This is a genomic window from Streptomyces sp. NBC_01294 (genome assembly GCF_035917235.1).
Classification (GTDB): domain Bacteria; phylum Actinomycetota; class Actinomycetes; order Streptomycetales; family Streptomycetaceae; genus Streptomyces; species Streptomyces caledonius.
Genome location: NZ_CP108423.1, coordinates 115963 through 136600 on the forward strand (window position 1 = coordinate 115963; position 20638 = coordinate 136600).

Consider the following 20638-nt stretch of genomic DNA (forward strand, 5'->3'; position numbering starts at 1 on the left):
CTCGGCGGCTCGGCGGCTCGGCCAGGACGACGGCCGGGACAAAGGTCAGCCCAGGTAGTCGGTGACGAGTTCGGCGAAGGCCTCCGGGGTGAGGACCGTGACGCCCAGTTCCGTGGCCTTGACGGCCTTGGAGCTCGGCTTCCCGCTCGCGGACGGCGCGCAGACCAAGTAGGTGGTCTTGGAGTTGACGCTGCTGCCGGCCCGGCCGCCGGCCTTCTCGATCAGCGCGTTCATCTCCGAGCGCCCCATGTTCTCCAGCGGACCGCTCATCTTGCCGGTGACGACGACGGTGTTGCCCGCCAGCGGGCCTTCGACCGCCGCCTGAGGCTGCTGCGGCTCCTTCATGTTGACCCCGGCCGCGACCAGCTTGTCGATGACGCTGGGCCAGGGCGGCGACCTGTTCGACGATGACAGGAGCCTTCTCCCCGCCGATAGCCGTCGACTTCCTGCATGTCGGAGGCGTCGGCCTGCCGGATCGCGTCCATCGTGCCGAAGTGCGCGGCGATGCGGCGGGACATGCTGCGCCCGGTGCCGAGCACGCCCAGGGCGCAGAAGACGCGGTTGAGCGGGCGGGACTTGGCGGCCGCTATCTGCTCGGCCAGCTTCGCCCCGCGCTTCGCGCTGCCGGAGGCGGTCGTGAGCTGGTCCTCGGTGAGGGTGAACAGGTCGGCGACGTCGGCGACGTCGCGGACTCGATCAGCGCCTTGACGTACGTCTTGCCCAGCCCGTCGATGTCGAGCATGTCGCGCCCGGCGGCGTACTCGATCAGCGCGGGCAGCGCGCACGCCGTCCCCTTCGCACAGCGCCAGCGCTCCTGGTCCTTGTTGATCTCTCCACCGCAGTTGGGGCATGCCGTGGGCAGCGGCACCTCCGGTGCGCCGTCCGGGCGGCGTTCCACGACGGCCGCCTGAACGCGGGGGATGATGTCGCCGGCCTTGTAGACCGTCACGGTGTCCCCGAGGTGGAGGTCGCGGCGGCGGATGTCCGCGGGGTTGTGCAGGGTGGCCCGGGTGACCGTGGATCCGTCGATGTCGACCGGCTCGAGGATGGCCGTCGGGGCCAGGACGCCGGTACGGCCCACGTCCCAGACGACATCCTTCAGCACGGTCTGCCGCTCGACCGCCGGGAGCTTGAAGCGCGATCGCCCAGTACGGGAACCTGCTGCCGAAGCCGGCCGCCGCCTGCTCGGCCGCGTCGTTCGCCTTGATCACGACCCCGTCGATGCCGAACGGCAGGGCGGGGCGCAGCGCCGCGATCTCGTCGACCTTCTGCTGCGCCTCGGCGAGGGTCGCGGCCACGTGCAGACCCGCGGGTGTGTCGGCCGTGGTCTGCACCCCGGCCCCGGCCACGGCGGCCAGGGCCTCGGCGTGCGTGGCCCCGGAGGGCGCGAAGGCGACGCCGTCGAGCTCGACCGCTCCGTACGCCCAGAACGTCATCGCGAGCCGGTACGGACGGTCCTTCGCGCGCAGGTGCGGCCGTGCCGTTGCGCGGGTTCGCGAAGACCTGCGCGCCGTGTGCGGTGCGGACCTCGTTCGCGGTCTCGAACTGCGCTTGCGTGAACAGGACCTCGCCGCGCACCTCGAACGTGGCCGGCACGGGCAGCTGCTCGGGCAGGCCCTCGATGGTGCCGATGACGTGGCTGACGTCCTCGCCGTGGGTGCCGTTGCCGCGGGTGATGATCTGCTCCAGCCGGCCGGCCCGGTAGCGGGCGGCGACGGCCGCTCCGTCCATCTTCGGCTCGACGGTGAAGCCGCCCGTGGGCACGTGGCCCAGGCGGCGCTCGAGGGAGGCTCCCCATGCGGTGAGGCCGGCCGGGTCGAAGACGTTGTCGAGGCTGAGCAGGCGGGTGGTGTGCGCTGGTGTCGCCGACCGGGGCGGCGCCGTCCCCGACCAGGCCGGTCGGGGAGTCCTGGGCGGCCTCGTCGGGGTGCGCCGCCTCCCAGGCGAAGCACGGACAGCCGCAGCCGGTCGTAACCGGCGTCGTCCAGCGTGCTGTTCTCGCCGCCGTAGTACGCCTGCGACGCCTCGCGCAACTGCTGGAGCGCGGCGCCGTATTCGGCACGGCTGGACAGGGTGGGCAGGCCGGACAGTGCCTCATCGGCGGAGGTGATCGTCATGAGAATCGATCCTCTCCCATGGGTCTGACAATGCCCGGCCGGCATGGCGGGTCGCGGCGGCGCCCGGGCCCGCGCCATCAGCTCCGCGGTGGCTGTTCGCGCAGGCCAAGGCCCTCTTCGCGGACGGCCGACCGCCCCTGCGGGTGCGAGTCTCGGCCGGATGGGGGAAGCTGGGCATGGTCTCAGCGCCGACGGTGGGACCGACAGGCGAGGAGGGCGTCGTGGACGCATCAGGCGACGGACGGCACGTTCGTGCACCCCGGTCCAGAATGCGGACAGCCACTCTGCTGTGCGCGGCGGCAGCCCTGGTGGCGGCCACCGTCCCGGCCTCCGCTCACACCCGGGCCGCACCGGCTCCGGTGCCCGAGCCGGTCGTGGTCGTCGACTGCTTCTCCAAGGCCCAGGTGCGCCCCGAGGAGTACCTGCTGGCCTGTGGCGACGGCAACAACCGCCTCGTCGAGCTCCGCTGGGACACCTGGGGGCCGCGGACCGCGACGGCCACGGGCATCGACATGGTGAACGACTGCAACCCCTACTGCGCGGCGGGCCGCTTCCGGCCCTACCCGGTGACGGTGACCCTCAGCAGTCCGGAGACCTGGCCGGAGCACCCCGATGTCCGGCGCTTCACCCATGATCCGACTCCTGTACACGGACACAGCGCCGGACCCGGTCCCGAGATACGTCACCTGGGTGTACTGACGGCTGACGGACACTGACGGCTGACGCCTGACGGACAGGGCCCGATGGTGCCCGGCGGTCCCGGCTTCAGCTGCGTTCGAAGCCGTGCGTCTGGCCGATGACGGAGAAGCCGCGGCGCTCGTACCAGTGGCGCGGCCAGTCGTTCGCGTCGGCGATCAGGAACCGGGTGTCGCAGCCCTGGTCGACGGCCCTGCCCAGTGCGGTGCTCAGAACGGCGTCCCCGTAACCATGCTTGAGGTGGGCCTCCGAGGTGATCAGGTCCTCGATCTGGGCGATACCGGTCGCCGGGTCGAGGTGGAGAGGTCGGCCTGGAGGCGACGTCACCTGCGCCGCGCGGGCACCGATGAAGTACACGACGTCGGCTCCGCGCCGGCGAGCCTCGCGCCGGTCGACGAGCTGCCGCAGGACCTCTTCGCCGGCGTCCGGAAGGAAGCCCTGCCAGCGCCGGGTCAGCGGGATGCGCAGTGCTTCCAGGTCCACCTCTTCCGCCGGCCCACCGGCCCGCACCACGCCCGTGTGCAGCATGATCAGATAGGTGGAATGGCTGTATCCGGCCCGGATCAGCGGCTCCGCGCACGCCGCTCCGATTTCGTCGTCGAGGACGGAGATCAGGCGGTGCGAAAGGTGCTTCAGCGCTTCCTCCGCGATGGCCGGCAGGGCTTCGGGGTCGACGGCGGTGTCGATGACGAGGTGGTTGTTCGCGTGGGAGTGCGCGAGTGCCTCGTCGTACGCGGCGAACCCGCCGGGGACGTCGACGGTGCGCGCGGCCTGACGGCGGGCGAAGGCGGAAAGGAAGGCGTTGATCCGCTGTATCTCTGAGCTCGGCATGGGGGAATCGTATGCAGTCCAGCACCCTGCGGCCTGCGAATTCCCCCGGGCGGCCCGCAGGCGCCTCGTGGACGCGCGGCGTGAGACCGGGACGGCTGGCCGACTCCAGGTGATGACTCCGCTGCGCTGGTCGAGTCCCCAACGGTCCGCCGAGCCGAGCCCCCACGAGGTGTGCGCGAAGGCAAGCTGTTCGATCACGTCTTCACCCTGGAGGAGAAGCGTCCCCAGGTCCGACTGATCGGTCTCCGTCGAGGCAACGGCTTCCGGCTCGGCGCTTCGCTTGAACAATCGCATGCCCTGGACGTCTGGCAGGAGCCTGCGGCGCGCTGGGCAGCGGTCGGGTCGAGCGGTGGGCCGGAGCGGCTTCCGGCCGGAGGGACAGGGCCCGCCGACGGCCGGTGGCCTGCGGTGAGGTGTGCGCCGAGCAGCGGATGGCCGGCCGGCTCTCGGGCGCTCGAAGCCCCAGCGGGTGCGTGCGGCAGGGGGCTGCTCTAGCGTCGAAGGAGGGAGGGGAGGCCCTGCCGAGCCGGTCCGATGCGGGGGCCCGGACCCGGCGGCTGTACGCCGGCCGCGTGCGCTCGGCGCCGTTCCACACACGGATCCGGCACCCCCAGGTCCGGGCCGTGCGACGATCCCGGAAAGAGCAGGTGCGTCCCATGCGCACGTCGACCCGTATCGCAGGTGTCCTCACCGGCCTGACCCTCGCACTCGGTGGCGTGGCCTTCACTGCCCCGGCCGCCCACGCGGACGTCTCGGCCTGCATCAACCAGGTCGAGCGAGAGCTCCAGGGTGGCGAGGCCCCGGCCTCCGTCCGGACAGCGTGCAGCGTTGGCTACAGCGGCAACCACGAGGAGTGCGTGTCCGGCCTGACCAGCGGCGGCGTGACCAACGGGACCGCGGTGACCGCCTGTCGGGCCTCCGTCAGCCTAGGAGCTCCGCCGGGAGTTCCACGCGGCCGCCGCCCCTCGGCGCCGCTCCAGCGCGAGCTCCCTCCCGGCTCCGACGTGGTTCGTTCGCGACCTCCGCCACCCTCCCCGCGCACTGCGGGATCGGGGTGGCGGAGGCTCGTGTGCCACTGGTGTGGTGGTTCCGTCGATTTAATAGGTTGAGACGAGACGCATCGTCTTGTTATGGTGAGTGCATGGCCTTCTTCTGCTTTCTCTGAGTCCGGGCACGGCCGACGCCGCCGTCTCTGCTGCCCGTAGACACTTCTCATCCCAGGGAAAGCCCCATGCGCGAACGCGCCCACACCTCTGCGCCCGCTGCCGTGCCGCAGCTGTCCGTCAAGGACGTCACCAAGTCGTACGGCACCCGAACCGTCCTCGACCAGGTCTCCTTCACCGTCCGCCCGGGTGAGAAGGCCGCCGTCATCGGCGAGAACGGGGCCGGCAAGTCCACCCTGCTGCGGCTGCTCGCCGCGGCCGAGGTGCCGGACTCCGGGGAGATCACCGTTCACTTTCCCGGCGGGACGGGCCACCTCGCCCAGACCCTCGACCTCGACCCGGACTGCACCGTGCAGGACGCGATCGACCTCGCCCTCACCGAACTGCGCGACATGGAACGCCGACTGCGCACGGCTGAGGAGCACCTCGGCGGGGCATCGGAGGACGAACTCGCCGCGTACGGCGAGCTGCTGATCGCGTACGAGCAGCGCGCAGCACGACGCGGACGCCCGCGTCGACGCCGCCGGGCACAGCTCGGACTCGGACCTGGACCCGGACTTCGCCGGGATCACCCGCGACCGCCTGCTCGGCTCGCTCTCCGGCGGCGAGCAGTCGCGGCTCGCGCTCGCCTGCGTGCTGGCCGCCTCCCCGAACTGCAGCCCTCGACGAGCTGACGAACCACCTCGACGCCGTGGCCGTGCGCGCTCGAGGAGCACCTGCGCGCGCACCGCGGCACGGTCTCGCCGGCTGACCGCACGACCCGCCTGAGCGCATCGCCACCACGATCCTCGAGGTCGACGCGGATGCGCGCACGGTGCGCCGGTACGGCGACGGGTGGCTCGGCTACCGAGCCGCGAGGGCCGCCGCCCGCCGTCGCGCGGAGCGGGAGCACGCGGACTGGCTGGAGGAGGTGGCCCGTACCGAGGAGCTGCTCGATGCCGCCGGGAAGCGGCTGGCGACCACCGGCAAGGACCCGCGGCAGGGTTTCGGCAAGCACCGCCGCTCGCACGAGGCGAAGCTCGGCGGCCAGGTGCGGGCGGTCCGGGAGCGGCTGGCCCACCTGCAGCGCAACAGGGTGGCGGCGCCGCCGGAACCGCTGCGGTTCACGGCGGCGCTGTCGGCGGCAGGCGGCGGGCATCCCGTCGACCGTCCGCTCGCCGAGCTCGACGGCGTGGCGGTCGGCGAACGGCTGTGGCTGGACGGGCTGCTGACGGTCGCTCCGGGGCAACGGCTGCTGGTCACGGGCGAGAACGGGGCCGGCAAGACGACGCTGCTGCGTGTCCTGGCGGGCGACTTGGAGCCGGATGCGGGGGCGGTGCGCCGCCCTGCCCGCATCGGGTACCTGGCGCAGGAGCTGCCCGCGCGCTCCACGCGACTCCCGCTGCTCGCGGCCTTCGCGGCCGGACGGGCCGGGCTGCCGGAGGAGTACGCCGAACAGCTGCTGGAGCTGGGCCTGTTCCGTGAGGAGGACCTGCCCGTGCCGGTCGCGGCGCTGTCGCAGGACAGCAGCGACGGCTGCAGATCGCGAGCCTGGTGACCCGGCCCGCGGACCTCCTCGTACTCGACGAGCCGACGAACCACATCGCGCTCGACCTGGTCGAGGACCTGGAGGCCGCGCTCGCGGCGTACCCGGGAGCGGTGGTCGCGGTCTCGCACGACCGCGGCTTCCGCGAGCGGTTCCCGGGGGAACGGCTGGAGCTGCGCGGCGGCCGGAGGCGCTGGTCCCGCGCCGCCGAAGGGGGAGCCGACGCATGACACCTGCGCAAGCCGGCTGTCAGGCACACCTTCGGAGTTGAAGAGCGTGGAGAAACCCTTGAGGGCCAGATCGCCACATCGACGGCGCCGCAATGCCCCGATCCTCCAGCCCGGGTCCGCAGCGCCTTCCTCTGCTCATGGACCCTGCTTTTGGACTCACCGCAGCGGTTCCCCCCGCATGTTTGTACCTTCCACCAGTACGAACTCCCGTGGATGGGCAGGGAGACTTCCCGCCGAGGGCCGCGGCTCATCCTGAGAGCCGACGCCACAAATCGAGGGGGAACCACCACGATGAGTGGTCAGTTGTACGACGGCATCGGCGAAGCATTCGAAGGCTTCAAGACCCTCGCCCATCATTCGTTACACCGAGGTACCAGGCTTCCTCGCCCTGGTCGGCGACGTCACCGGCAAGTCTGTTCTCGACATCGCCTGCGGTACGGGATTCTACAGCCGCGAGCTCAAGCGCCGTGGTGCCTCCCGTGTGTTCGGGTTCGACATCTCCAGCGCGATGATCGACGCCGCCGAAGCCCGCGAGCAGTCCGAACCCCTCGGCATCGCATACGAAGTCGGGGACACGGCCACCTTGCGGGCCTTCGATCAGCCCTTCGACGTCGCCGTGGCCGTGCAGGCATTCAACTATGCGACCGACGTCGCCGAGATCGAGCAGATGATGCGCAACATCCGGCGCAGCCTCGTTGCCGGCGGTGCATACTTCCTGTTCGCGCAGAACCCGGGCTTCGACTTCGACGGCCCCTCGCTGGCCAAGTACGGGTTCCTGTGCGAGGCGACGGGCAAGGACAACGCGATCGGCCGGGGGACGCGGATCACGGCCCTGCTGGATCCTCCCGTCTCGTTCGAGGCCACCACGCCGTCGAAGGAGACGTACGAGAGGACACTGACGGCGGCCGGATTCACTGGGATCGAGTGGGTTCCGCTGGACGTCTCGGATGCCGGCGTGGAGAAGTTCGGCGAGGAATTCTGGGCGGACTACGCCACGAACCGGCCGCTGGATCATGATCCGTCCGCTGCACCGCCTGACCGACAATCTCCGGGACAGTCCGCCTTTCGGGCCGGACCGCGCCCTGGCGCGGCGGTAACGGGTTGGCCACGGCCTTGATTGAGAAATGGCCGCGCGACGGCAGTGACGGCGCCAGCCGAGCTGAGCCAGGCGACGCGGAGGCCCCGCTCGAGGGCGGGGCCTTTCGCGGGCGCGCAGTGTCATTGGCGCGTCGCCGGCACTCTCGACCTCCTCTTCGACGGCCCAGTCATGCACAGGGCACCTTCCGGCCTCGACTCAACGAGGGCTTCGAGCGCGTTCGGTACGTTGGCGTTGTCAGCCCAGTCGTGGCGAGGGCCGAGGCCCGCGGCGCCGAAGCTGCGCGCCTGCCTCGAAGGCGCCTGAGCATTCCGCCGGCCTGTTCCCGCTTGCGCGGGTCGGAAGCTGCACGCCGCACCGATGCGATCGCCCTCTGCCCCTGCGGGCTGCGGCTGAACTGCTTGATTTTTGCGAATAGTCCGGACATAAGCCCTCCCGGTATGGCCCATCGTGACGCTACGTGGTGCCTCGAGGCCTTCCTCCTCCAACGGCGGGTGCCCGCCGAGGAGCAGACGGCCCCAGGCCGCATCCCGGCACCGGGTGAGCGGCCGGAGCGCTTAACGGGCAGCGTGTGAGGCTCCTGCGGCACCCGGTCGATCAGCGTACGGGGCGCCGACCGCTACCCGGCGGGACGTACGGAGGAAATACCAGGGAATATGGCCGCATTGGCTGGAAATCCATGGCCAATTTGGTGATAAGTACACCGATGTTTCATCATCACACCGTACGTCAGCTCTTGGCGTGCGTCGAGGAGGCGGGGGCGCCGGGCTCCCCGTGCACACCGCGCTCTTCGATCCCGCAGCAGCGCCCTCGCCGCCGCGCCTGCCGGGCTCCGTCCCGTTCCCGTCACCTAGGCAAAGGCCCATGTCCGCCCAGCAGCTCTCGGACCTCATACGTTTCGCCCGTCACAACTCACCCTTCTACCGGGACCTTTACGCGTCCTTGCCGCCGCACGCCGACCGCCTCACCGACCTCCCGGTGGTCGACCAGCAGGAGTTCTGGGCGGCCAACACCCTGCACGACAACCGCGTGCTGACCGGCCCGCTCAGCGAGGCCACGGTCTACAAGACCGGCGGAACCACCGGTTCAGCCAAGTTCTCCGTCTACACCCGCGACGAGGAGCACGTTCGTCACCTCCTTCGGCCAGGGGTCGCGGACGTGCGGCCTGCGCCCGGGACACCGCGTCGCCGACTACGCCGGGGAGCTGTACGCCAGCTTCCTCTTCGTCCTCTCGACCTCGCTCGCCCACGCACCCCGCGGACAGCGTCCGCCTGCCCATCGGCGGCGGCGCGCCGCTGGAATCGACGATCCCCACGCTGCGCGATCTCGCCGCCCAGGTACTGGCCGGCACGCCCACCACCCTGTGCCGGCTCGCCGAACACGTCGTCTCGATCGGTGCCCGGCTCGACTCGGTGGAGCTGCTGCTCTTCGGCGGCGAGGCCCTCTTCGACGACCACCGGCGGCAACGCTGGCCGCCGCCCCCACGCGCCGAGGCCCGTTCCGGTCAGGCACGCCAGCGTCGACGCCGGCCTGCTCGGCCGCCCCGTGCCCGGCTCCGGCCGCCCGGGCGCATCCGGGCGCTTCCACCCCGTACTCGGTCGTCGAGATCCTCGACGACTCCGCTCGACGAGCCCATCACCGAACCGGGGCGGCCGGGCCGGGTCGTCGTCACCAGCCTCTTCCGCCGCCTCATGCCGATCATCCGCTACCCCGCCGGCGACCGGGCCGAATGGACCGGCACCGGGCCCGGACACTTCCGGATCCTCGGCCGCGCCGAGGAGGGCGTACGGGTGGGTCCCGTCTCCCTCTACACGCAGGACGCCCAGGACGCCGTGGCCGCGGCGGACACCGCAGGTCACGTGGTCGGCATGCAGCTCGTCGTCCGCCGCTGGGACGGCCGCGACGGGCCTCGTCCTGCGGCTGGACGACCGCCCCCGGCGACGACGCGTCCGGTGGAGGTCGCGAGGGGTTCTGGAGGCGCCTGGCTGCAGCCGTCGTCGCGCGTGGAGCTGGAGGCCGTGCGGCCAGCTGCATCCGGACAGCGTGCGCGCCGGGTTCGTGCACCCGCTGTCCGTGGAGAGCGGGCACGCCATCGCGTCCTCGCCGTCAACCCGCGCTCGGGCAAGCTCGTCCGGGTCCTCGACGAGGAGGCCGACCGCATGACCGCCTGCACCGGCACTCCTCACCCGCACCCTCGCCCGCGCCCTCACCCGTGGCCACGCGTGGGAACGCTCGACGCCGGGGCTGCTGCCGGGACTGCTGCCGAGGCCGCTGCCGGAAACCGCCGGCGGGACCGACGGCGCGCGCGCTCCGCTGATCCTGCGCGGCAACCGCGCCTTCGCCGCCGTATGGCTCGGCCAGGTTCTGACCCAGGGCGCCGTCCGCATGTTCCAGGTCGGCGTGTCCTGGTGGATCGTCGCCCACGCCGTGCGCGAGGCCCCCGGTCTGGCCTCCGGGCTGTTCATGGCGGTCTGCACGCTGCCCGCCGTGGCGCTCGCGCCCGTCGTGGCCGGGGCCATCGCCCGGTTCGCCCACCGTTCCGTACTGCGGACCGCCGCCGGCCTGGCCGGGACCGCATCGGGGGCGCTCGCGCTGTGGGCCCACGGCGGCGGCCTGCCGCTCACCGCCGTGTACGCCGCCGCCCTCGCCCTGGCCACCTGCCAGGCGTTCTTCGACCCCTGCCTGACCACGTCGGTTCCCGAACTCGTCGACGACGCCGACATCGAGGCGGCCACCGGCTTCGAGCTGTCCACCCAGTCCCTGGCCGGCCTCGGAGGAGCGCTGCTCGGCGCCCTGACCGTCGACCGGGCGGGGGTGGCCGGGCTGGCCGCCGGCTGCGCGCCGTCACCTCGGGGCCGCCCTCCTCGTCGCGAGCGCACGTCGGCACCGCGGGAGCTCCCGGAACCGCCGCAACCACGGCGACCACGACGACCGCGACGACCGGGACCGCTGCGTCCGACCCGGCCACGGCCACGCCCCAGCGGCGCCCGCTCCGCCGCATCCTCGCCGAACTGCCCTACGTACGGCGGATCCTGATCTGTTTCACCGCGGCGAACCTCTTCACGACCGCCGTGTTCGTCGTCATCCCCCTCTACACGCGCTCGGTCCTCCGGGGCGGTGGCGGCACCGTGGCACCGCGCCAGCGCCTCCTGGGCCTCGGCGCGCTCATCGGGGCCTTCACCGGCACCCGTCTGCCGGGGCGCCCCACGGTCGCCGGTGCCTACTGCCTCGGTGTGATGGCCCTCGCCCTGGCGCTGCCCGGACTGGTCGCGCACCGTCCGGCCGTCGCGGGCTGCCTGGCCGTGGCCGGCTGGTGCGCCGGGGCCGTCAGCGTCCGCTTCGTGGCGCTCTTCCAGCGGCTGGTGCCGGCGGACAAGCCCGGCTTCTTCGCCGTGATGCAGGCCGTCCTGGGTGCCCGTGCTGCCGGTGGCGTCCCTGGTGTTCGGCTCCGCCGGCGACTTCCTGTCGCCCCAGACGCTGTGCCTGGTGCAGGGCGTCGGCCTGCTCCCCGCCGCCTGCGCACTGGGCCTGCTGGTCCTGCTCCGGCACCGCCCGCCGCGGGATCCGGAAACGGAAACGGAAACCGGCCTACCGCCGAGTGCGCGCGGAACGCCGGAGGCGACCGGTGAACCCCGTCATCACCCCGGCCACCTGCGCCGACATCGCCGAACTGCGCCAGCTCTACTACGCCGTCTACGGCCCTGTTCACCCCGTGGCCCTTCGGCACCGACCCCGCCGAGATGGCCTGCCCTTATCGAGGGACCTGCACTTCAGGCTACTGTCGCCCGCTGCGCCGGCACCGGGGCCCTGACCGCGTCCGCCGCCATCCACGGCGAGGCGGGCAGCCGCATCGGACGCCTGGAGGGCACGTTGCACACCCCGGGCACCGCTCGGCGGGCCTGGCCGCCGCCCTGACCGAGGCCCTGTGCGCCGGGATGCTGGACACGGGACGGCTGGACTCGGTGTACGCGACCGTGCGCACCGTCAGCGCCGGTCCGCAGCGCGTCGTCGCCCGCAACGGCTTCCGCCCGCTGGGCATCCTGCCCAACGCGGTGGATCTCAGCACCCGCGAAAGCCTCGCGCTCTACGCGCGTCACTCCACCGGTGTGCTCGACCGCCGGATCCCCGTCACCGAAGTGCCCGCCCCGCTGCTGCCGTTGCTGCGCACGGCCGAGTCCGCGCTCGGCATCGGCTACCCCGGGGTCCGCGCCGCCGGCCTGGCGCCTGCTCCCGCCTGGCCCCTCCGCACGGGGCCGTCGAACGGCTGGAGATGATCGAGGCGCCGGCCTTCGTACGCCGCCGCTTCCGCGAGCGGTTCCCCGGCGCCGAGGGCTGGTTCTACCCGCTCCACACCCCGAACGTGCTGCTCACCCCGGAGGACGGCCGCTTCGAGGTCTACGCCTACCTCAACCGGGCGGGCGGGTACGGCTCCCTGCTGACCGCCCACCCCGACCCGGCCGCCGCGGCCACCCACCTCGAACCCGTCACCCGGGCCCTGGCCCGCGCGGGCGCCGGCTACGTCGAGGCCCTGGTGCCGCTCGCCCACCAGGAGGCCCTTTCGGCCTTCCTCGCCCAGGGTTTCGTGGCCGGCAGCCAGCCCTCTACCCGGCGATGACCGCGACGGCTTCCACGACTACGCCGTCCTGTCCCGCTCCAGCGAGCGGATCGACTTCCGCGGCGTCGCCGTCGAACCGCCCCTCCAGCCCTATCTGGACTGCTACGTGTCGGCCTGGGCGTCGGCACACCTGCCCACATCTTCCGAGGTTGCCTCATGAGCCCCGTCAACCCCCATCTCGCGCCGGTCGCCGTACCCGACCCGGCCCTGCTGCCGCACGTACAACAGCTGTGCGACCTGACCGACCCGTACGCCTCCGGGCCCGAGCAGGACGAACTGTTCGCCGCGGCCATGGCGGAGACCAACGCCTGGCACACCGAGCGCTCCCCGTTCTTCCGCTCCCTGTACGAGGCCACTCCCCCGGCCGAGCCGTACCGCACGCCGCTCGTGTCCACCGCGAACTGCTCGCGGCACGAGGTCCTCTCCATCCCCCGCGAGGACGTCGAGCTGCACCTGACCTCCTCCGGCACCACCGGCCAGAAGTCGCAGATGTTCTTCGACCACTGGACCATCCGGTCCGCCCAGCGCATGGTCGCCCGGATCTTCGAGCGCAACGGCTGGATCACCCCCGACCAGGAGGTCAACCACTTCTGGGCGCCAAGCGAGCCGCCCCTTCCTGAACCTCGGCACCGTTCTCCACCGACAACTACCGCGCGATCTCCTCGCCCCGGCGCAGCGTCGCGTACGCGCTGCGCAACACCGGTGGCGAGCACGAGTTCGACCCCTTCGGCTGCATCGCCGCGCTGCGCCGCTTCGAGCAGGAGGACGCGCCGGTCCGCATCCTGGGCTTCCCCGCCTTCCTCTTCTTCACCCTGGAGCGGATGCGGGCCATGGGCCTGCCGCTGCGCTCGCCCGGAGGTGGCCCTCATGTCCTCGGCGGCGGCTGGAAGGGGCACGCCGACCGGCGCATCGGCAAGGAGGAGCTGTACGCGCGCGTCACCGAGCAGCTCGGCATCCCGGGTGAGCGGATCCGGGACACCTTCGGGTCGGTCGAGCACTGCATCCCGTACATCGAGTGCGACCACCACCGGCTGCACGCTCCCGTCTGGTCGCGGGTGGCGCATCCGCTCGACGCGCACGCTCGAAACCCCGCCGTACGGGGAGCGGGGCCGCCCGCGCCTCGTGTCGCCGTACATCACCTCGGTGCCGGCGCAGAGCGTGGTCATGGGCGACCTCGCCTCCCTCCAGCCGGGCGACGCCTGCGGGTGCGGAGCTGCAGACCCTGGTTCACCGTCCACGGCCGCTGCCGGGGTGAGCCGCTGCAACCGCAGCTGCAGCGGTGGCCTGCAGCGGAACTGATGAAGGAATGGCGCGACCATGACCGTGCACCACCACTACTGGCAGGGCGAGTTCATCGGCGACGAGGAGGCCGGGCGCCGCCTCGCCGACCTGCCGGCCGCCGTCGAGGACGCGCTGGCCGCGGTGCTGGAGACCGAGACCGTCCTGGCCGCCTGCGACGCCCTCGCCACCGCCCTGCACGACCCGGCCCACCCGGTGCACGCCAGGCTCGCCGCGCACCTGCCCGAGGGCGAGGACCTCGGCCGTCCTGGTCGAGCTCGGCGGCCTCCTCGGCCGTCGGGAGCTGACCCGCAAGCTGCGCCGGGAACTCGGCAGCGCGACGCCCGGGCGGCTGAACCGGGCCGATCCGCGCGAGACGGTCTACGAAGCGTGGGCGCCCGTCGGCCTGGTCGCCCACATCGCGCCGGGCAACGCCGCGACGGTCGCGCCGCTGAGCATCATCGAGGGCCTGCTCGCCGGAAACGTCAACGTCCTCAAGACCAGCAGCGCCGACACGCTGCTGACCCAGCACCTGATGGCCGAGCTCGCGGCCCTGGACCCCAGCGGCGCCCTGGCCGCGCGGATCGTCGTCCTGCGCTTCCCGTCCTCCCGGCAGGAGTGGCTGCGGCTGATGTGCGCGCCCGCGGACGCGGTCGCCGTCTGGGGCGGGGAAGGCGCCGTCGAAGGAGTGGCGGCCCATGTGCCGGCCGGCTGTCGGCTGGTGGAGTGGGGGCACCGGATCTCCTTCGCGTACCTGACGGTCGACGCCTGGTCGGACGCCGGCACGCTCGACGCCCTGGCGGGCGACGTGTGTCTGTACGAGCAGCAGGCGTGTTCCAGTCCCCAGGTGGTCTACCTCGACACCGAGGACGAGGACGAGGTGTTCGCCTTCGCGGAGCGGTTCGCCGCGGTCCTCGCGACCCGGCCGCCGGCCGTGGCCGCCGCTGCGGCGGGCGCGCCGGATCCGGCGCAGGACGCGGAGCTCACGACGACCGAACTGATGGCCCGGCTGGAGGAACACCTGGGCCTGACCCGGGTGTTCACCGCGCCGGACGGCTCGTGGCGGGTCATGGCCGACACCCGGTCGCCGCTGACCGCCTCGCCGCTGCACCGCAGCGTGTGCAAGCCGCTGCCCCGCAAGCGGCTGATCGCCACCCTGCGCCCGATGCGCCGCTACCTGCAGACGGCGGGTCTCGCGGGCAGCCCGACCGACATCGCCGAGCTGTCCCGCACCGCCCTGGCCGCGGGCGTCACCCGTGTCACTCCGGTCGGCGCCATGCTGGAGAGCTACGCGGGTGAGCCGCACGACGGCGTCTACGCCCTGCAGCTACAGCCGCCGCGTCGCGGTCCAGGCCGATCCGGCCCGCTTCGCGACCACCGCCTGCCTGGACGACCTGGCCCGGCCCGTGGTCCTGCCGCGGCCGACGGGCCCGCTGCTGGGCAAGGAGGACGTGCAGGAGCCGGGCCGGCAGCTGGCGCGGGCCGATGCCGAGCTGTACTTCCGCAGCGGCGGCAGCACCGGCGCGCCCGCGCTGTCGGTCTTCAGCTACGACGACTACGACACGCAGATGCACGCCGCCGCGCGCGGCCTGCTCGCCGCCGGTTACGACCCGGTCGGGGACCGCACCGCCAACCTCTTCTACTGCGGCGGCATGTACGGCAGTTTCATCAGCTTCTTCTCCGTGCTGGAACGGCTCGGCGGGGTGCAGCTGCCGCTGTCCGCGGGGCCGGACCACCGCGCCACGGCGCAGGCGGTCATCGACCTCGGGGCCGACACTTTCTTCGGCATGCCCTCGTACCTGTGGCAGCTGCTGCACGCGGAGGCGGACGCGCTGCGGGGCGTACGGGGCCTGGTCAAGGTCTTCTACGGCGGCGAGCACTTCACCGAGGATCAGCAGCGCACCCTGAGGGACGACTTCGGCATCGAGGTCGTCCGCTCGATCACCTACGGCAGCACCGATCTGGGTCCGCTGGGCTACCAGTGCACCGAGAGCTCCGGCGGTGTCCACCACTTGCACGCCGACCTCCACACGATGGAGATCCTGGACCCGGCCGAGGACCGGCCGGTGGCCCCGGGCGAGACGGGCCGGCTGGTGTTCACCACCCACGCCCGGCGCGGCCAGCAGCTGGGCCGGTACGTGATAGGCGACCTCGGCCGGGAGATCCGGGCCGCTGTCCCTGCACGCACGCGCCCCGGTTCGAGCTGCGGGGGCGCACCGGCGACGTGATGCGGGTGGCGACGTACTTCCTCAACCACCGCCGCTTCCTGGAGCTGGCCGGGGAACGGGGCGGTCATCGCGGCGAGTTGCAGGTCCGGCTCGACGGGACGGACGCGCGTGAGCGGCTGACCGTACGGGTGGAGCGGGCCGCGGCGACGGATCCGGAGCGGCTGCGGGAGGTGTTCCTCGCCGGCTATCCGGAGCTGCGCTCGGCGGTGACGGAGGAGGGGCTGCTGGACCTGGTGGTCGAGGCGGTCGACGGCGCGTCGCTGGACCGCAGCCCGACGAGCGGCAAGCTCCTCGCGGTGGTGGACGCGCGCCGCTAGGCCGTTTTCCTGCGGCTCATCGTGCTGACCAGATGAAGATGGCGCCGAGTAACGAAGGCAGCGCTGGGGTCCCCGCATCAGGCGGGGACCCCAAGCCTGAGTACCTATGTCTCATCCCGGAACCCGCAGGTCAGCGTTCCGAGGTAGCCGTCTGGGCAAGACGAAGGCGTTCGCTGAACGGTCACTTTGACGGATACGCGAACGGAACTGCCGGGGCCTCTGGGACCGCTGTCCGGTGCAGCTGCGGGTGCGGCGGGGGCCGTGCTCGACAAGCTGGCCGGTACGCACAGCACGCACTGGAGCATGCGGCCAGGCGAGTGGTGTGGAGCGGTTGAGGGCGGAGGTGATGATGGCGGCGGCCATGCCGTCGTGCGGGTCGAGGCCCGCCAGGACGGTCGCTTGGTGGGTGGCGCCGTCGCGGGGAAGGCCGGGCAGGCCGTTGACCTCCAGGAGGTGGAGGGCCCCGTGGCGGTCGAGGCGGAAGTCGGCTCGCGCCATGTCCCGAAGGCCCAGCCACCGGATGCGCCACCGTCCATCCCACCCCGACCCGCCCCTGCCGACCGGGCCCCGGCCGCTCGCCGGGTCTGGGCGCCGTCCGATGCACCGGCGTTCCCACGGGGGGCCGCCGGCGGTCCTAGGCGGAGTCGCGGGTGCCCGCGGAGCAGGAGTCGGGGTTTCGTGCGGAACCGGAGGGTGGCAGGCGGCGCGGGTGTCGTCTTCCTCCGTGCGCGGCCAGTACCGTCCTTCGAGGGCCTCGGCGCTGCGGTTGAGCCGGACCAGGGCGTCCTCCAGCTCCCGTACTTCCTCAGGGGACCAGTCGGCGACCACCCGGGCCAGGCAGGACCGGTTGACCTCACGGTCTTCGGCGAGCCGGCGCCCGCCTTCAACGGTGATGCACAGCTTGCGGGCCATGCCACCGTCCGGGTCCGCGACGCGCTCGGCCAGTCCGCAGCGCAGCAGTGCGGCCGTCTGGCGGTTCACGGTCGAGGTGTCGAGCCCGAAGGCCTCCGCCAACTGTCCGATGGACATGGGCCCTTGTGTTTCGATCCGGCTGAGCAGCAGATACGCCGACCGCTCCAGGCGTTCGGGGTCGCGCTCGCGCCGGGCCAGCACCTGGTGCCGCGAGAGCAGCATCAGCTCCCGCTCCAGTTTCTCCAGCACTACGCCTCCCGCTCCTTCCGGCGCTCCATTATCGCGGACCTGTGAACCCGGGGACCGGCGGCCCCCTCCACGGCCCCCTTCACGACTCGGTCCGTCGGGCGGCGCTGACCGACGGACCGACGGCAATATGCATGATACATAACATGTGTAGTATGCACTCCTCGTTGCCACCCCGACGAGCCACAGCCTCAACCCGGAGGACCCGCATGACCGTCACCACGTCCACCGCCTCCCGCGCGGCCGAGATCTTGTCCCGGCCCGTCAAGCTGAACGGCCTGACCGTCCCCAACCGCATCGCGATGGCGCCGATGACGCGGATGTTCTCCCCCGGCGGCGTGCCCGGCGAGGACGTGCAGGCGTACTACGCCAGCCGTGCCGCCGCGGGTGTGGGCCTGATCGTCACCGAGGGCACCTACGTCGGCCACGACTCCGCCGGGCAGAGCGACCGGGTGCCGCGGTTCCACGGCGAGGACCAGCTGGCGGGGTGGGCGAAGGTCGCCGCGGCCGTGCACGAGGCGGGCGGCACGATCGTGCCGCAGCTGTGGCACATAGGCATGGTGCGCAAGCAGGGCGAGGCGCCGTACGCCGACGCCCCCGCCGTCGGCCCCTCCGGCATCCGCGTCGACGGCACCGAGGGGACCGGCAAGGCGATGACCCGCACCGACCTCGACGACGTCATCGGTGCGTTCGCCGACGCCGCCGCGGAGGCCGAGCGGATCGGCTTCGACGGCGTCGAACTGCACGGCGCTCACGGCTACCTGCTCGACCAGTTCCTGTGGGAGCGGACCAACCGCCGCACCGACACCTACGGCGGCAGCGCGGTGGCCCGTACGAAGTTCGTCGCGGAGATCGTGGCCGCGGTCCGCGAGCGCGTCCCGGCCGACTTCCCGGTGATCTTCCGCTACTCGCAGTGGAAGCAGGAGGCCTACGACGCACGGCTCGCGCAGACCCCGGAGGAGCTGGAGGCGATCCTGGCCCCGCTGGCGGCGGCGGGCGTCGACGCGTTCCACGCCTCCACCCGGCGCTACTGGCTCCCGGAGTTCGAGGGTTCGGACCTGAACCTGGCGGGCTGGACCAAGAAGCTCACCGGCCGGCCGGCCATCACCGTCGGCTCGGTCGGCCTCGACGGCGACTTCATCCGCGCCTTCGTCGGCGAGGGTGCGGCGCTCGGCGACATCGACAACCTCTTGGACCGCATGGAACGCGACGAGTTCGACATGGTCGCCGTCGGCCGGGCGCTGCTCCAGGACCCGCAGTGGGCGGCGAAAGTCCTCGGCAACCGCTTCGACGAGCTGAAGCCGTACGACGCGACGGCGCTCAGGTCTCTCAGCCGGTAGCCGCAACCCGTCCGGACAGCCGGTCCGAGGACGCCCTGTGACATCGGTCCGTCGAGGTCACGGGGCGTTCGCGCGCCGGTCAAAGCTGCCGAGCCTCGCAGCGGCCGCGGCGGCCCACGCCCTCGCCCTCGCCCGACCAGATCACCGAACATGCCGAGCGGAACCTCAGCCTCAGGGGGCCAGAGCGACGGGGGCGGGCCACCGAGCATCGGGACGAGGACGGCCTTCGGAATGTTGCTGCAGCGCACGAGGTCGGGCCCGCTGTAGTTGCTGTAGACCTGGTTGGCGGCACCGTCGCGAGTGTGGAAGACGTCCTCGGGCTGCGTCCGCCCCTGCTGCACGGCACGAGCCGGCGCCACCCGGCGCGAGCCGCGTCACCACTGGGCGCGCAGCACGCCGTCGCTGCCGGGCAGGGCGGCGCGTAGAAGCGGGTGGCGTTCGTCGAGGTACAGGGCAGGGGCGCAGGCCGCCCGGGCGCCTGCCACCAGGGCGGCGAGCTCTTGGTACTCGGTGTCGTCGACGATCGCGTGTCTGATCGTCCCGTCCTGTGCCTCCCAGACGAACTCCGCGGATCCCTCCTCTGGCAGCGCGGCGAGGACCGCGTCGACATCGGGGTTCAGGCCGGGCCAGACGGCCAGCAGGGCGCGCGGGCTGAGACCGGTACGCACCACGTCGAGGTTCTCCGGCGTGGGGCGGTGGAAGCGTGCAGTGTTACGGACGAAGCCCTCCTCCAGGAGCACTGTCTGCCATGAGGCCAGCGCCGTGCGCACGCGCGCCCAGAAGCCCTCGTCGGCGGCTTCCGTCACGTCCGGTTCCTCCAGCTCCGCCGCGTAGGGGGAGGTCGTCATCGGTTCCGGGAAGAGGCCGAGTTCCCGTGTACGGGCCACGGCGTCCGCGCAGAGCCGGTCGCTGCCCACGTACACGTACTGGTCCCACCCGACGTGCACGGTGAACACGTCCCCCGCCTCCAGGCGACACCAGGCACCTTGGTCGCGGAGCATGGCCCGGACCAGCTCCAGAGCGACCGGAAGGGAGACCTCTGCCCCGTCGTGATAGCCGGCGAGGTCGGGCGGGAAGAGCCCGCCCAGGCCCTGTCCGCTTCGACCTTCGGCGATGGCAATCTCGGCCACGCGGCGCAGGGCGCTCCGTTACGCCGCGTCATCGCCCGGTCCCCGTGGCCCGCAGCGCCTCGGAGAGCCAGCTGGTCATGGGGACGACCGGGCGGTCCTGGAGTACGACCGCGGCCGCATCGGCAGGCTGCGTAGAGTACCTGCGGTCATCGGACGGAGAAAACATTGGACGCGGTCGAGTTCCCTCTCAGCGCTCGGGTGCGCCGGGCCCGGCGATGGTTCGTGGCCGCGAGCACGGCGGGTGCCGTACTCGCGGGAGCCGCCGTGGCATCCGTGGTGGCCGACGCCTCCGGCTGGGTGCCGGTGCCACGGGGCGTCCAGGCGGGCCTGGTGCTGGTGACGCTGTTCGTGCTCCCCGTCGCATGGGTGGGAGTGCGCGCCGTCTGGGTGCTGCGCGGACGTGCCGAGCTGTTCGCCGCCGCCGGCGAACACCGCCGGCGGCGGCCCACCGACCGGCAGCTGGTCGACCACCTGAGCGACGAGCACCCGCTCACCCCGCTGTGGTGGATGCTGGCCGTCCTCGGCGGCCTCGGCACGCTCTGCCTCGGGTTCGCGCTTCCGTTCGCCCTGGCGGGCGGGGCCGTACTCGCCGGAGTACTCCTCGGCGCCGGGTTGGCCTCGTCCCTGACCGCTCTGGCCCTCGCCGTGCCCGGGATCCGCCGCGCCGACCGCCAGGGTGCGCGGGACCGGAAGCAGCGTACCGAGCTGTGGTCGCTGCCCAACGCCGTCGCACGCCGTCTCGCCGTCCCCCTCCTCGGCACCGGTGACGGGGCACACCTGGGCGCCTGAACACACGGCCAGGGCAGCCAGAAGCAGCCATCCCACCGCGCAGGCTCCCACGCCGGACAAGAGGGCGCCGGCGGGCCCCGGTTGACGCGCGCGGACAGGGGATGGGCCCCGCCCGGACGGAGTTC

13 protein-coding genes and 4 pseudogenes are annotated in these 20638 nt (G+C 72.4%); 12 read left to right on the forward strand and 5 right to left on the reverse strand.

The window, feature by feature from the left end:
• Positions 1-45: 45 nt before the first annotated feature.
• A pseudogene (ligA, locus tag OG534_RS00650) lies at positions 46-2117 on the reverse strand (NAD-dependent DNA ligase LigA).
• A gap of 269 nt (positions 2118-2386) precedes the next feature.
• On the opposite strand from ligA, the gene OG534_RS00655 reads away from it, so the two are divergent.
• Positions 2387-2833 (forward strand): hypothetical protein, encoded by a 447-nt coding sequence (locus tag OG534_RS00655; protein ID WP_326586102.1) that lies wholly within the window; start codon positions 2387-2389, stop codon positions 2831-2833.
• A gap of 49 nt (positions 2834-2882) precedes the next feature.
• Here the strand turns inward: OG534_RS00655 and OG534_RS00660 are convergent, their stop codons facing one another.
• On the reverse strand, positions 2883-3644 hold the full coding sequence (locus tag OG534_RS00660; protein WP_326586103.1) for a GNAT family N-acetyltransferase: 762 nt from the start codon (positions 3642-3644) through the stop codon (positions 2883-2885).
• A gap of 1231 nt (positions 3645-4875) precedes the next feature.
• Here OG534_RS00660 and OG534_RS00665 point away from each other — a divergent pair.
• From OG534_RS00665 to OG534_RS00705, 9 genes and pseudogenes are all read left to right on the forward strand, one after another.
• Positions 4876-6562: pseudogene (locus OG534_RS00665) on the forward strand (ABC-F family ATP-binding cassette domain-containing protein).
• Positions 6563-6857: 295 nt separating this feature from the next.
• Positions 6858-7679, forward strand: coding sequence for a class I SAM-dependent methyltransferase (locus OG534_RS00670; protein WP_326586104.1), 822 nt, complete (start codon positions 6858-6860; stop codon positions 7677-7679).
• Positions 7680-10043: 2364 nt separating this feature from the next.
• Positions 10044-10694, forward strand: a complete 651-nt coding sequence (locus tag OG534_RS00675; RefSeq protein ID WP_442807016.1) for an MFS transporter — start codon at positions 10044-10046, stop codon at positions 10692-10694.
• 899 nt (positions 10695-11593) lie between these two features.
• A complete protein-coding gene (locus OG534_RS00680) occupies positions 11594-11932 on the forward strand; it encodes a hypothetical protein (RefSeq protein ID WP_326586105.1) in 339 nt (112 codons plus the stop codon).
• Positions 11929-12273, forward strand: coding sequence for a hypothetical protein (locus OG534_RS00685; RefSeq protein ID WP_326586106.1), 345 nt, complete (start codon positions 11929-11931; stop codon positions 12271-12273). Before OG534_RS00680 ends, OG534_RS00685 begins: the two co-directional genes overlap by 4 nt.
• Before the next feature lie 156 nt (positions 12274-12429).
• Complete coding sequence (locus OG534_RS00690) at positions 12430-13572, forward strand: hypothetical protein (protein ID WP_326586107.1); 1143 nt, start codon at positions 12430-12432, stop codon at positions 13570-13572.
• A 295-nt stretch (positions 13573-13867) separates the two neighbouring features.
• Positions 13868-14818: pseudogene (locus OG534_RS00695) on the forward strand (acyl-CoA reductase); the annotation flags it as partial.
• A 28-nt stretch (positions 14819-14846) separates the two neighbouring features.
• Positions 14847-15779 (forward strand): phenylacetate--CoA ligase family protein, encoded by a 933-nt coding sequence (locus OG534_RS00700; protein ID WP_326586108.1) that lies wholly within the window; start codon positions 14847-14849, stop codon positions 15777-15779.
• The gene (locus OG534_RS00705; protein ID WP_326586109.1) at positions 15779-16096 is read left to right on the forward strand and encodes a hypothetical protein; all 318 of its coding nucleotides are present in this window, start codon (positions 15779-15781) and stop codon (positions 16094-16096) included. The genes OG534_RS00700 and OG534_RS00705 overlap by 1 nt, the downstream gene beginning before the upstream one ends.
• Before the next feature lie 726 nt (positions 16097-16822).
• Here OG534_RS00705 and OG534_RS00710 read toward each other — a convergent pair.
• Positions 16823-17230: pseudogene (locus OG534_RS00710) on the reverse strand (MarR family winged helix-turn-helix transcriptional regulator); the annotation flags it as partial.
• A gap of 233 nt (positions 17231-17463) precedes the next feature.
• Between OG534_RS00710 and OG534_RS00715 the strand changes: the two are divergent.
• Positions 17464-18594, forward strand: coding sequence for an NADH:flavin oxidoreductase (locus OG534_RS00715; RefSeq protein ID WP_326586110.1), 1131 nt, complete (start codon positions 17464-17466; stop codon positions 18592-18594).
• A gap of 374 nt (positions 18595-18968) precedes the next feature.
• Here the strand turns inward: OG534_RS00715 and OG534_RS00720 are convergent, their stop codons facing one another.
• Both OG534_RS00720 and OG534_RS00725 read right to left on the reverse strand, forming a co-directional pair.
• Entirely contained in the window at positions 18969-19724 is a 756-nt protein-coding gene (locus OG534_RS00720; RefSeq protein WP_326586111.1) for an RNA-binding protein, read from the reverse strand.
• Positions 19725-19752: 28 nt separating this feature from the next.
• Positions 19753-19890, reverse strand: coding sequence for a DUF6177 family protein (locus tag OG534_RS00725; RefSeq protein WP_326586112.1), 138 nt, complete (start codon positions 19888-19890; stop codon positions 19753-19755).
• A 98-nt stretch (positions 19891-19988) separates the two neighbouring features.
• Here OG534_RS00725 and OG534_RS00730 point away from each other — a divergent pair, with 98 nt between their 5' ends.
• Complete coding sequence (locus tag OG534_RS00730) at positions 19989-20513, forward strand: hypothetical protein (protein WP_326586113.1); 525 nt, start codon at positions 19989-19991, stop codon at positions 20511-20513.
• Positions 20514-20638: the final 125 nt, after the last annotated feature.

Bases quoted from the DNA above. Each gene is read 5' to 3' on its own strand.
- OG534_RS00655 (WP_326586102.1), top strand. From the start codon at position 2,387: ATGCGGACAGCCACTCTGCTGTGCGCGGCGGCAGCCCTGGTGGCGGCC.
- OG534_RS00660 (WP_326586103.1), bottom strand. From the start codon at position 3,644: ATGCCGAGCTCAGAGATACAGCGGATCAACGCCTTCCTTTCCGCCTTC.
- OG534_RS00675 (WP_442807016.1), top strand. From the start codon at position 10,044: ATGTTCCAGGTCGGCGTGTCCTGGTGGATCGTCGCCCACGCCGTGCGC.
- OG534_RS00680 (WP_326586105.1), top strand. From the start codon at position 11,594: ATGCTGGACACGGGACGGCTGGACTCGGTGTACGCGACCGTGCGCACC.
- OG534_RS00685 (WP_326586106.1), top strand. From the start codon at position 11,929: ATGATCGAGGCGCCGGCCTTCGTACGCCGCCGCTTCCGCGAGCGGTTC.
- OG534_RS00690 (WP_326586107.1), top strand. From the start codon at position 12,430: ATGAGCCCCGTCAACCCCCATCTCGCGCCGGTCGCCGTACCCGACCCG.
- OG534_RS00705 (WP_326586109.1), top strand. From the start codon at position 15,779: ATGCGGGTGGCGACGTACTTCCTCAACCACCGCCGCTTCCTGGAGCTG.
- OG534_RS00715 (WP_326586110.1), top strand. From the start codon at position 17,464: ATGACCGTCACCACGTCCACCGCCTCCCGCGCGGCCGAGATCTTGTCC.
- OG534_RS00725 (WP_326586112.1), bottom strand. From the start codon at position 19,890: ATGTTTTCTCCGTCCGATGACCGCAGGTACTCTACGCAGCCTGCCGAT.